Consider the following 12,838-nt stretch of genomic DNA (forward strand, 5'->3'; position numbering starts at 1 on the left):
GCGCCTTCACCAGGACATCGCCACGACGATGATCTACGTCACCCATGACCAGATCGAGGCGATGACACTGGCTGACCGCATCGTGCTGATGCGCGACGGGTTGATCGAGCAGCAGGGCGCGCCACTCGAACTGTTCGAGCGCCCCGCCTCGATCTTCGTCGCGGGCTTTCTCGGTTCCCCACGCATGAGCTTCCTGCCGGGCACGCTGGCTTTGGACGGGAGCGCCGCCGCCATCCGGCTGGCCGATGGTCTGCTGCCGATCGCCCCCGGGCGGACTCTAAATGGCGCTATAGATGGGCAGTCGGTGCTGCTCGGGCTGCGCCCGGAACATCTGACACGCGCACACGCTGCTACCCCCGAGCCGGGCACGCTGCGCTATGATGCAACCATCGACCTGCTGCAGCCGACTGGCTCGCGCAGCTATGCGACCTTCCGCCTTGCCGGCGCGCCAGTGGTGGCGGAGCTTCAGGCGCACGACGTCAGCCGTCCCGGCGAGAGACTGCCGATCGACATCAACATGAACCGGGCGTCGATTTTTGACGCTGCGACGGAGCAAGCAATTTGACCTTGGCAGCATCTCGAGCCATCCGCTTGTGTGGAACCGAACAGGTCGAGCCACCCTTGCGCACACTTCGCGCGGGACCGTTGTCGGTCGACTTCGACAATGGGGCGTTACGCTACATCCGCCTTGACGGAATTGAGATTCTGCGCGGAATCTCGTTCCTTGTGCGGGACGAAAATTGGGGAACCGCTACAGCCGTTCTCGATGATCTCCACATCGATGAAAGGCTGGATGTGTTCAGCGTCGCATACCGTGCAACATGTTCCGCAACATCCGGTCGCCTGGTTTATCAGGTACGGATCTCGGGCAGTAGTGATGGTGCGCTGGCTTTTGCGGCCGAGGCAGAGCCCGAGACTGACCTTTTGACGAATCGGACCGGCTTCATCGTCCTTCATCCGATCGAAGCCTTGGCGGGCAAGCCGGTAAAGGTGCTGCATGAGGATGGTCATGATGAGCTATCGCTCTTTCCGGACCACATCGACCCTAAATGTCCGTTCACCGATATCCGGGCGTTGTCGCATGAGATCGCGCCTGGGATCTGGGCCACATGCACCATGGACGGTGATGCCTTCGAGATGGAGGATCAACGCAATTGGTCTGACGCTTCCTATAAAACCTATGTCCGCCCTCTGCGTCGCCCGTGGCCTTACCGACTGCCCAAGGGCCAGAAATTCACCCAGGTCGTCCGGCTACACGTGTCAGGAACGCTTCGTGCCGGGGCGTCTGAAAACCGCAATCCACTCATCAACCTGACGATCGGCAGACCCGTCGGCCAAGTGCCTCGCGTTGGCGTCGGCGTCGCTGGCGACGAGGCAAGGCACGCGCTTGTATCCCCCGAGCTTCTACGACGAATGGCTCCGCAGTGGATGGTCTGCCAAGTCGATCTCCGATTCGGACACGGCCATGATGAACTCGAAAGCTACGCCGCGCTTGCACGGCTGACCGGCGCAGGCGTGGTCCTCGAGATCATCACCAAGGGCACGCTCGACCCATTCGGCGAATTGGCGCCCGTCGCTGATGCGGTCCATACAATCGGCCTCAAACTGGAAGCTGTCTCCGTCTTTCCGGCGCAGGACATGAAATCCGTTCAGCCGGGAGCACCGCGGCCGGTCATGCCCAGCTTCCCCGAATGCTACTCCGCCGCTCGCCGGGCTTTCCCGGGGATCGGGCTGGGCGGAGGCATGGCCGCTTACTTCACCGAACTCAATCGCAAGCGTCCGCCAGCCGAAGCGCTCGACTACGTGACCTTCACCACCTGTCCAAGCGTGCACGCGGCGGATGATATTTCGGTGATGGAAACGCTTCAGGCTATCCCTCATCAGATACGCTCGGCACATGCTTTCACGGGCGACCGCGTGCCGCTGCGCATAGGTCCCAGTCAGCTCGGCTGCCGCGAGAACCCCTACGGAAAGGGCACCGCGCCGAACAAAGCGAACGCCCGCATATGTCTGAGCCGCATCGATCCGCGGCAGCGCGGGCTGTTCAATGCGGCATGGACGCTCGGCTATTTCGCGGCCTGCGCTCGCGAAGGGGTCGAGGCCGTCGCGGTAGGGGACTTCACCGGCCCCTTTGGCCATATCCACAGGAAGGCTGATTTCGTCCAGCCATGGTATGACCAGCAGGACGGCCGAACGGTCTATCCCGCTTTCCATGTCATGGCGGGTCTCTCAAGGCTCGGCGGAGCCACCCTGCTGTCCGTAGGAACTTCCGGCGCTGACGCCATTGCGACGATCGCAGCTGAAAAAGATTGGCGCGTGACACTGTGGGTCGCCAACCTCACCTCCAAGGCGCAATCTGTGAAACTTCCGGATGCGCCGAGCAGTGCCCGTATAGCTCTTCTTGGCGACGAGCAGTTCGAACGGGCGGCAACCGTTCCCAACTTCATGGAAAGTACCGCAAGACCGCTGGATGACCAATTCATCTCGCTTGACGCTTACGCCGTCGCGCGAGTTGATCTCGACCTACCATTTTCGACCTAGAGCCCGATGTGCGCTGAGGTTGAGAGTTGAGCCCAGCGTCATGCGCAGCCGCATCAATCGCTCTGGCCCGAAGCGGGTGACACAGATCGTCAGGCGTCACTGGCCAGGGGAGTGTCGACGCACCTTGTCCCAGGCCCCCAAGATTCGCTGCTTGCATCCGCGTGCGGCATCGTCGACCGTCGGGAATCACATAGACGCATTCTCATGCGGTCGCCCGCCTTGATCCGCCGTCGAGGAGTTCCTGAAGGTCCTCTTTTGGCACCGGTCTTGAAAGCAAAAAGCCTTGTAGCTGGTCGCAGCCGAGCTTGCGCAGATAATTGCACTGGCTCTCGGTCTCGACCCCTTCCGCTGTGGTGCTGAGGCCAGTCACGCGAGCCAGGTCGATAATCGCCTGAACGATGGCCTCGTCACCGTTCGAGCCGCCAAAGCCCTGCACGAAGCTTCGGTCGATCTTGATCCTGTCCACTTCCAGGCTCTGCAGTCGGCCCAATGAGGAAAATCCCGTACCGAAATCGTCAAGCGCAAAGCGCACCCCGACACTGCGCAACGCTGCCATGTTCTGCTGGCATTCGGTGGGGCGCTCGGAGAGCGTGCTTTCCGTAACCTCCAGCTCGAGCCGCCGTGGATCCATTTGCGTTTCCAACAAGATGCTCGTCACTTTCATGGCAAAGCTCGGATTGTTCAGCTGCAACCCCGATACGTTCACTGCCAGGGTCTCGATCGGCCAATGCACCGCGTCAAGGCAGGCCTGGCGCAGAACCAGCTCGCCTAGAACTTCAATGAGCCCCGTTTCCTCTGCCAATGGTACGAACAAGTCAGGGGCGACCCAACCACGCTCTGCGTGCGACCAGCGCGCGAGGGCTTCGACGCCCGTCATCCTGTTGGTGTCGGCGGTGTAAAGCGGCTGATAATGCACCCGGATGTGGCCGGGCGTTTGCAGCGCCTTGCGCAGGTCCTGTTCGAGACCCTTACGCTTTGCCAGCGTCTGGTCCATCTCGGGTTCAAACAGAGCATAGCCGCTGCGACCGCCGGCTTTGGCGTGATACAGGGCGAGGTCGGCTTTCCGCACCAACTCGACCTGGTCCACCCCGTCCCTGGGAGCAAGAGCTACGCCGACGCTCACCCCGACAAAAACCTGAACTCCGGCGACCTCGAACGGCCGGCGCGCGGACTCGATCAAGTGCTCGCACAATGTTTTGACCTCATTCTCGCCTGCGACCGCGCGCTGGATGATAATGAATTCGTCACCGCCCAGGCGCGCCACCGTGTCAACCTCCACGGTCAGCCGCCTCAGCCGGTCTGCGAACTCCCTGAGCAACTCGTCACCGGCAGGGTGGCCAAAGCTGTCATTGACCTGCTTGAACCGGTCGAGGTCAAGATAGAGGATCGCGAGCTGCTCGCCCGTCGCGGGCAGCAGTGTCAGCGCATCAGCCAAACGACTGTTGAAATGGCCGCGACTGTGCAGCCCTGTAAGCAGGTCGTAGTGGGCCAGGTGATAGATGTGATTCTCGGTCTCAATCAGCCTCAAAGTCCGCCGGCGCAAAGCGGCCAGAGCTACAATAATTCCGCCAAGTACCAGTCCGAACACCGCCACGAGTATTGGCACCAGTTGAAAAAGGACAAACGCCCCGGGCCGATATGGCTGCCACACAAAGAAGCCGACAGTCGAACCAGAGCGACCGACGAGGGGATAGGACGCCTCTTCAGAGCTAAGCATGTTTGACCAGGAGAAGTGTGCGTCGTCGAGCAGATAGTCTTGGCGCAAGGAGGCAAGCAGACTGCCGTCCAGATAGCGAACGGCAACGTGTAGGAATTCCTGACCTGGTACTTGTGCAATGTGGCCGCTGTCGGAAACGACTGGCTTGATGCTGACAATGGCAGGATGGCCGGAGATGACGACCATGTCGGAAGCACCTATCGTGAGCACCTGCTCGGTGACGCCGTCGGTGTCCCCCTGTTTCAGCCTCGCCCTGAGGTTCTCCACGAGAGGCGCAGTGGTCGGGCGTATGGATTGATAGCTCGCCGGGTCCACCGCCGATCCATCGGCGAATGCGTAGACTGGCGCGTCCTTCGGATCGAGAATGTAGACCTCATCGTGGCCGAAATACGTGTGCATCCAGGTGCCGAGATTGGTGTCGACCCATTTGGCATCCTGGCTCCGCAGGGCGCTGACCGCGTCGTCCCAGACGGTGACGCTCTCCTGATCGTGGGCTATTCCGCTCTCCAGCTTGGATATGATCAAGGCGACCAAGCTTTTCTGCCGCGACACGGCAACACCATCGGACTGGGTCGCCGACCACAGCAAAAGGCCTGTGGTGAGGGTCGCAACAAGCAGCGTCACGACAATGATGGGCAAAGCCGTTCGCTTGAAAAAAAGGCGACGTGTTGGTTCGCCGAAATGCCGGAGCAGCGTCATGAGGCTGCTTTACGCTAAGAAAACTGCTGGACCGTTAAAGGCGCGGCATCAGGCAAGCTGCACGTTTGAAAAGGCCAGTTCGATAACCCGGCGTTGAACTGCCAAGGAACAAATTCGCCGCGCGCGCGTTCGAGAGCGGCCTTTGCGGGGACTGAACACGAATGCTACTCGCTTTGGGGAACGCGCTCTCGACGACGGTTATGGCCGGCAGAAGTGGGGGTGCGGAAATTTTCGGCGTGGTCGATCTCAGCACTAAAGCCGAGGTAAGGATCAACGCGATGAATTTGGGAATGGCAATTCAGTTCGTGGCCAATGCCTCGGTGCTCGGTTACGATGTCCGTTCGGCGATGGTCTTCTACGGCGAACCGGGAACGCCAAGCCTCAGGGCAAATGACTGCGATCGATTGTGGGCGCAATTTGGTGCCGCGCTCCTTCGCCCATAACGCCGGACGCTTTTGGCTATCTTCAGCTGTCTGGAGCTAACAGCCCATGCCGCGCCACCGGACCGTCGGATCATGAGATCTGAAAGACCTGACGAGAAATTTGCTTTCGGTCACTTCACCGGCACGCAGAGCCGGTCGGGCACTTTGGGGACAAGGGTGGCGGTGGGTTTGCCGATGCAAGTGCAGTGTGCTCGAGCCAATTCGCGACTGGGCGCCGGTTGAACCGCTCGGCCTGCCTGCCTTACCGCGCGAGGCATGACCTTACCCCACGGCCAACCATTTGCGCGATTGGGCAAACGCCGTGAAGGCCTTGGCGTCCATTGGGCGGCCAAAAACATAGCCCTGCAGAATATCGCAACCAAGCTCCTTCAGGATGCGCGCGTGATCATTCGTCTCGACACCCTCGGCAATGACTTCGATGCCGAGCGATTTGCCGATCTCAATGATCGACGAGACCAGCTGACGCTGCGGGATCGACTGGGTGACGGGCGTGATCAGTTGGCGGTCGATCTTGAGCCGGCGGGGCTGCAGCTTGAGCAGGGACACGATCGAGGCATGGCCGGTGCCGAAGTCATCGATTTCGATGTCGATGCCGAGTTCCTTAATGTGCTCCAGGTTCCAGGTGACCAGGTCGTCATTCTCATCGAGGAAGATGGACTCAACCAGCTCAAACGACACCGTGCCCTTCCTGATGGCAAGCTTGCGCAAGCCATCGATCAGATCCTTGTCCTCCAACCGCTTGGCGGAGACATTGACCGAGACGTGCGGGATCTTGAGACCGCTGTTCGACCATTGCTCGAAATTCTCAAGCGCCTGTTCCAGGACAGCGCGATCGATGATTGCCACGACGTTGAGTTCTTCGGCCACTTTGAGATAGCTTTGTGGGGCCAGGATGCCGCGTTCGGGATGCTTCCAACGCGACAACGCCTCGACCCCGACGATCTCAAGTGTCCTGGCGTCGAACTGCGGCTGATAGTATGTTGTGAATTCGGCGCGCTCCAACCCGCCCAGGATTTCGTCGGCAATTTGCTTGGTCCGCACGATCTCGCTTTGCAGCACTTCGTCAAAGAATTCGTGTCGGTTGCGACCGCTTCCTTTCGCCCGGTAAAGAGCGAGGTCGGCGTTGACGAGCAGTTGCTTGGCGTCGGTTCCGGCGGCAATTCCGATGCTCACCCCGAACCGGCACGGGTTGCCCTGAAAATCGACCGGTCGGCGCATCTGCGTGATGATGCGGTCGCCGAGCGCGGAAAGTTGCTTGTCATCACGTCCATGGCTCACCACGACGAACTCGTCACCGCCGATGCGTGCAACAAAATCACCGGGACCCGTGTTGACCTTGATGACCTTGGAGGCGTGCACCAGCATGGCGTCACCGGCTGCGTGGCCGAGTGTATCGTTGATCTGCTTGAAGCGGTCGAGGTCCAGATGCAGCAGCGCTGTGCGGGTCCCCGTTGCGCTTTTTTCGGCAAGCAACTCATCGAGATAGCGGCGGTTGGGCAGGCCGGTCAGCGGGTCGTGCAGCGCAACATGCTCTACATGCGCCTTTGCGACCTTGAGTTCGGCATTTTTCGATTCCGACAGCTGGCGCTCTCGAATGAGCGTCTCATTGAGCAGCACGTCGCTGGTGACGTCCCACTCGGCGCCGATCATCTTCGGCGTGCCGCCGATGTCCTGGAAGAAGGCTGCGCGCGTGCGCACGTGGCGCGTGGTACCGTCCGCTAGCAGGACTCGATATTGCGAAGAATACGGTCCCTCCCTCTCGGCGGCCGCGTCGAACTCCTGGCGCGTCCTGTCAAAATCTTCGGGATGAATGGCCATCGCCCAGTCTTCATAACCGCGCGGTTTGCCATCGGCTGGCTTGCCGTAGATCTGGTTGACGCGGTCGTCCCATAGCAGTTCTTTTGTGGCCAGGTCGTGCTCCCACACGCCAATTCCAGAAGCTTCCAGGGCCAACTCAAGGCGGCCAGACAGACGTCTGAGCTCGGCATAGTTTTTCTGTCGTTCGCCGAACAGTCGCCCGGCCACCAGGATCGGCAGCACCACCAGCGCGCCGGCAAAGGCTATGAGCCCCCGCAACATCCACGCATTGTTCGGAATGGCCGGCCAGCCTCCCTTCGGTATAGCCGAAATCAGCCAGGAGCCCGAAGGCAGTTGCACATCGGCCGACACCGGCTTGCCGGCGAGGACATTGTCTCCCCCGAAGAATTTTTTGCCGCCACCGCCAAGCGCGTCGGTCCCCGTCAGGGCGACATCAATATCAATCCCGGGGTCATTCAAGCCGCTCGCCGCGTAAAGCTGATCGACATCGATGACAGCGGAGAGGATGCCCCAGAATCGGCTGCCGCCGCCCGCCGTCGGCACAAAGACGGGAATGCGCCCGACAAAGCCCCGCCCTCCCTGGGCCAGGTCGACGGGGCCTGCCAACACAAGAACGCCGAGGTCTCGCGCGCGAAGCGCCGCCGTCCGTTGCGCCTCGCTCTTGCGGTAATCGAGCCCGATCGCCTTCTGGTTGCCTTCCATCGGGTACATCAGCGAGATGACGAGATCGGGCGCACCGGCGATGTTGCGCAGTTGCGATCTCTGTCGGAACAGGTTGCTTGCCAGGGACGCAAATCTCTGCTGTCCCATGTACGGCTCTGTAACTATGGCCGAGACGAGGCCCTGAACAAGCTGGAGATTACCGTTTACATTGCCTTCGAGCTTGGCCCTTATGATGTTGACCTTGGCCTGGACTTCGGCGCGCGCGAGTTGATCGGACACTTTCGTGTTCTGCAAGTCCGCAAGGACCGCGCAGATCACAAGCACGGCCAACGCAATTGCCGCCGGCAAGTTGGCGGTCGAAAAAACCGCCTTTCTTGCACCATCAAAGTCAAAATCCGTTCTGCCCGACCGGCTCAATTGCGTTTCCTTGACAAAAAGCCCATCGGCCAACGTAGGATGAACTGTTTAAATTTGGACTTCCAATCTGCATAAAAGCTTCTGGTCTGTGCCACCAAGTTTCGAAAGGCTGCGCTTGGGCGCTGCGCGTAGTACCGTTGGGCCTGTGCCGGCCAGTCCTGCTGCGCCGAACAGCAGGGTCGTCCTGCTCGGGCGGAAGAAGGGTAGGGAAAGCGGACGGACAGCCTGGGAGAGGAGAGGGGAGAGGGGAGGGGAGAGATCGACATCAGGAAGATGCTGTCATCGCTGGTTCGCACCGGGTCATCCGTCCATCTTCTGCTATGATCCCGACGCCGTGACGTTCGTCACGGCTCTTACTCACAGCCCTGACGCATCCTGGCCAGTGAGCTCTAAATTGGCCGCGCTTAACGATCCGGCTCGAACCAACTTGTCGTGCTGCCGCAAGGGTGCGTTACCCTGATCCATTCGCCGATGTCAGGCTCTTCGGCGTACGGGATGGTTACTGGTCCCCACGTCTTCGCAGCTTCAACAACATTTTCGGCCTGAACCTCGGCACGTTCCACAGCTTTGCCGTCGCGTATCAGCTCGACGGTGAAACTCTGCATAGATCGCACTCCTGTCGCGCAATCATATCCCAACCTCTACCCGAAAGGAAAAATCTGTTTTCGAAAGGAAATAGCTTCCCAAGGTCCTCGCGGCACAAAGCAGCTATTCGCAACAAAAGGGGCCCAGGTGGCCCAACGATGAAACGCATTTTGCTTTTCTTGTGCGGCGAAAGCATGATGGAGCGGGTGGCTAACAGCCGATAAATTTTTCCAACCCATTGATTTCAAATCATAATTTAATGTTCCATAATGTATGTTATGCGACTTCTGGATGTAGCAGTTATATAGAGATGCGACACTTGAGCAATTTAGAGATGCGACAGTCCCCGACTTTCACAGCTCATGCTCTGGCCAACTCGAAGCTGGAAAGGAAGGCTGACGACTTCACACTGCCTGGCGTGAGACCGGGCGTATTGCGGAGCCGGCATGCCTTTGATCACCTTGTCGCAAAAAAGAGCTGCATCGTCTTGAAGCCATCCAGAAGATCCGCGACCGGCGGCTGAGCGTCCAGGCGGCGAAGCTTCTTCATCTCAGCCGCAGTCAGGTTCACCGGCTGTTGCAAGCCTATGACCAGGACGGCGCCGGCGGGCTGGTGTCGAAGGAGCGCGGCCGACCGAGCAATCGGCGCCATGATGAGGAGCCGCCGCCGCCGGCCGCGCCACCATACAGCGTTTCGGTCGCTTCGGTGTTGTATGCTATCCCCTGCTTGGGATGCAGCTCCAGGTCAAGAACTGCGGACTGTGACATTGACCACGGGGACCAGCGGCAACGGTTCGCCGTCTTTGCCGGTGAGTTCCGATTCGAACTTCTGGGTGCGGATGATTTCCTCGACCTGGCTGGTGAAATCGTCATGGCGCGCATCTTCGCCACGTTCTCTATCTTCACCTCGCCCTGATACGCAAAGGGCTTGGCCTCATAGAGCGGGTGCGCGTCGACCCATTCGAGTACTCGCAACATGCCGTCCACAGCTTCTCTGGATCGATGATGATCGGGCTGCGGCCGTGTGAGCTACGGGCCTTCCAAAATTGGTTTCCTGCGGGTGCGGGCATTTGCGAAAATTTCGACGCTTTTACAAAGTTAACCAGCGGCCGGATTCGTACGGTTTTGTGACTTGCTGGATTGCCGATCACATGGTTTTTTTCCCACATCGTTGTGTGGGAGTGCGGGCGTGGGCGACGATCAGAAGGACGGTGTTCGGGTAGAACACATAGACGGCCAATGGGCGGTGCAGATCATCGAGGATGGCGTGACCACCCAACAGCTTTTCGACAACGAGGAATTTGCGAGGAGTTTCGCAGCCGGTCAAATCATCCGGCTCAACCTTAACCGGTCCGGCCAAAGCCAAAGCGGCCATGAGGTGGATGGCCCGCGAAACCATTCGTAAACCATGCCAACACGGTAAATATTTTATGTCGAACCGATCCGGTTGCAGGAGGTTTTGGGCGGGTCTGCAACAAAGAGGCCCAGCCAATCCCTGCACCGCTTACCCATCTCGCCCGCCCTGTTGATCTCCTTCGGGATTGCCTGCGGAATTTGCGTCTGGGCGACATCGGATAAGCCAGTGAGCTTCTTTCAAGCCCAGGCGTCCCCGCAGCTGGAAATGCGCGGGACAGTCGGTAACCTTCAATAGATGGACGATCGTCGATGCTACCGGCGGGCCGGTGCTGTCGTGGACGATCCGCTACCGGCTGCGCACGTCGTTCTCGCGCACGGGCAAGACCGCCACCTCTCGAATTGCGGCGCCACGGGGGATCGCGAATAGCGGGCCGGCAGCCGAGGGCGACGAGGTTCTACACGATCAGAACCTACTCGAAGGAATAAGTGAAACCTTCCTTGGAGGCGCCGACGGTGACTTTGGTCATCTTTTCGCCCTCGAGCGACCGGTTAAGCACGCCGCGGCTCAGTTCCGGCAGCAGCGTGTTGGTCAGGATGGCATCGATCATCCGCCCGCCGGATTCGATCTCGGTGCGGGCCTTGACCAGATCCATGACACCGTCGCCGATCACCAGTTCCGCATCGTTGGTTGCCCGCAACCGGCGAGCGATCTTGGCGAACTGGTGGCCAGTGATCGCTTCGATCATCGAATCAGAGAGCGGATAGTAAGGAATGGTCACCACCCGGCCAAGGAAGGCAGCCGGGAAGACCTTCAGCAATGGGCTGCGCAAGGCGGTATCCAGATCGTCGAGCCCGGTCCGCAGCGTGCCATTCCTTGTGCGGTCCATGATAACTTCGGAGCCGACATTCGAGGTGAGCAGGATCAGGGTGTTCTTGAAATCGATCCGGCGGCCCTCGCTGTCGTCCATCATGCCCTTGTCGAAGACCTGGAAGAAGATTTCGTGGACGTCGGGATGCGCCTTCTCGACCTCGTCGAGCAGGATCACCGAATAGGGTTTTCTGCGCACCGCTTCGGTCAGAATGCCGCCCTTGCCGTAGCCGACATAGCCGGGCGGTGCGCCCTTCAGTGTCGAGACGGTGTGCGCCTCCTGGAACTCGGACATGTTGATGGAGATCAGGTTCTGCTCGCCACCGTAAAGCGTTTCGGCCAGCGCCAATGCCGTTTCGGTCTTGCCGACGCCCGAGGGGCCGCAAAGCAGGAAGACCCCGACCGGCTTTTCAGGCGCGCCAAGCCCGGCGCGGCTGGTCTGCACGCGTTTGGCGATCATCTCCATGGCGTGATCTTGCCCCACAACCCGTTCCGAAAGCGTGGCGGCGAGCTTGAGCGCCTTTTCGGTCTGGCTGGACAGCATCCGTCCGGTCGGGATCCCGGTCCAGTCCTGGACCACGGCGGCCACTGCATTGCGGTCAACCGAGGGCAGAATCAGCGGTGTCTCGCCTTGTGCCGCTGCCAATTCGGCCATCAGTGCGCGCAATCGGGCGAGATCGGCGGCAGGATCGGCAGCGGCCTGTGTCTCCGCGTCCGTCTGGGCGGCCTTGGGCGGCTCAGTCTCTGACGACTCCGCTACCTTGGTCTTTTCTGCGTTCGCCGCTGCCGGTTCGGCATCGGCCCCAACGGTGGCCGCATCGAGCGCCACACCCTCGCCGCGCAGCCTGGCGCGCAGTTCGAGTATCTCGGCGACGAGCACCTTTTCACGATCCCAACGCTGCTGCGCCGCAGCCAGGGTGATCTCACTTTCGGCAAGCCCGGTGTCGACGCGCGCCTGCCGTTCAGCCACCTCGATGCCGATCGCGGCCTCGCGCCCGATGATGCCGCGCTCGACCTCCAGAGCCTGGCGGCGGCGCATGATGTCCTCGACCTCGGCTGGCGTAGCATGCTGCGATATGGCGACACGGGCGCAGGCGGTGTCGAGGAGGCTCACCGCCTTGTCAGGCAGTTGCCGTGCCGGGATGTAGCGATGCGACAGGCCGACTGCTGCCTCGATCGCCTCGTCGAGTATCTGCACCTTGTGGTGCTGCTCCAGAACCCCTGCCACACCGCGCAACATCAGAACGGCCACCGCCTCAGACGGCTCGTCAATCTTGACCACCTGGAAACGGCGGGTCAGCGCCGGGTCTTTCTCGATGTGCTGCTTATATTCGGCCCAGGTCGTTGCGGCGATGGTGCGAAGTTCGCCCCGTGCCAGCGCCGGCTTCAAGAGATTGGCGGCATCACCAGTTCCGGCAGCACCGCCGGCGCCAATCAAGGTGTGGGCCTCGTCGATGAACAGGATGACCGGCGTTTCGGACGATTGAACCTCGTCGATCACAGCCTTCAGCCGTTTTTCGAATTCGCCCTTCACGCTGGCGCCCGCCTGCATCAATCCGACATCGAGCATGCGCACGCTGACGCCTTGCAGCGTGGGCGGCACATCGCCCTGAGCGATACGCAAGGCAAAGCCCTCAACGACCGCCGTCTTGCCGACCCCGGCCTCGCCGGTCAGGATCGGGTTGTTTTGCCGACGCCGCATCAGGATGTCGACTATCTGCCGGATCTCCGG

Annotated in this window: 8 protein-coding genes and 1 pseudogene; 4 read left to right on the top strand and 5 right to left on the bottom strand. The window is 60.4% G+C overall.

Translation table 11 applies throughout. The features are described 5' to 3' along the window. A partial coding sequence (locus EN879_RS08440; protein WP_127274005.1) for a TOBE domain-containing protein occupies nucleotides 1–565 on the top strand: 565 nt, incomplete at its 5' end. Between the two features lie 80 nt (nucleotides 566–645). Then, complete coding sequence (locus tag EN879_RS08445) at nucleotides 646–2,541, top strand: hypothetical protein (protein ID WP_245493807.1); 1,896 nt, start codon at nucleotides 646–648, stop codon at nucleotides 2,539–2,541. Between the two features lie 202 nt (nucleotides 2,542–2,743). Here EN879_RS08445 and EN879_RS08450 read toward each other — a convergent pair whose 3' ends face one another. After that, on the bottom strand, nucleotides 2,744–4,957 hold the full coding sequence (locus EN879_RS08450) for an EAL domain-containing protein (protein WP_063170588.1): 2,214 nt from the start codon (nucleotides 4,955–4,957) through the stop codon (nucleotides 2,744–2,746). 236 nt (nucleotides 4,958–5,193) lie between these two features. Between EN879_RS08450 and EN879_RS08455 the strand changes: the two genes are divergently transcribed. Further along, nucleotides 5,194–5,400, top strand: coding sequence for a hypothetical protein (locus tag EN879_RS08455; protein WP_245265372.1), 207 nt, complete (start codon nucleotides 5,194–5,196; stop codon nucleotides 5,398–5,400). A 261-nt stretch (nucleotides 5,401–5,661) separates the two neighbouring features. Here EN879_RS08455 and EN879_RS08460 read toward each other — a convergent pair whose 3' ends face one another. Beyond that, on the bottom strand, nucleotides 5,662–8,217 hold the full coding sequence (locus EN879_RS08460; protein ID WP_063170869.1) for an EAL domain-containing protein: 2,556 nt from the start codon (nucleotides 8,215–8,217) through the stop codon (nucleotides 5,662–5,664). Nucleotides 8,218–8,702: 485 nt separating this feature from the next. Further along, the gene (locus EN879_RS08465; RefSeq protein WP_013525315.1) at nucleotides 8,703–8,903 is read right to left on the bottom strand and encodes a hypothetical protein; all 201 of its coding nucleotides are present in this window, start codon (nucleotides 8,901–8,903) and stop codon (nucleotides 8,703–8,705) included. A 457-nt stretch (nucleotides 8,904–9,360) separates the two neighbouring features. Here EN879_RS08465 and EN879_RS08470 point away from each other — a divergent pair. After that, nucleotides 9,361–9,543: pseudogene (locus tag EN879_RS08470) on the top strand (helix-turn-helix domain-containing protein); the annotation flags it as partial. 486 nt (nucleotides 9,544–10,029) lie between these two features. Here the strand turns inward: EN879_RS08470 and EN879_RS38915 are convergent. Then, complete coding sequence (locus EN879_RS38915) at nucleotides 10,030–10,281, bottom strand: hypothetical protein (protein WP_164753874.1); 252 nt, start codon at nucleotides 10,279–10,281, stop codon at nucleotides 10,030–10,032. Nucleotides 10,282–10,708: 427 nt separating this feature from the next. After that, nucleotides 10,709–12,838: type VI secretion system ATPase TssH (gene tssH, locus EN879_RS08490; RefSeq protein WP_127274007.1), on the bottom strand; the 2,130-nt coding region annotated here is incomplete at its 5' end.

The sequence above is a fragment of the Mesorhizobium sp. M7A.F.Ca.AU.002.02.1.1 genome (assembly GCF_003998535.1).
Lineage (GTDB): Bacteria > Pseudomonadota > Alphaproteobacteria > Rhizobiales > Rhizobiaceae > Mesorhizobium > Mesorhizobium ciceri.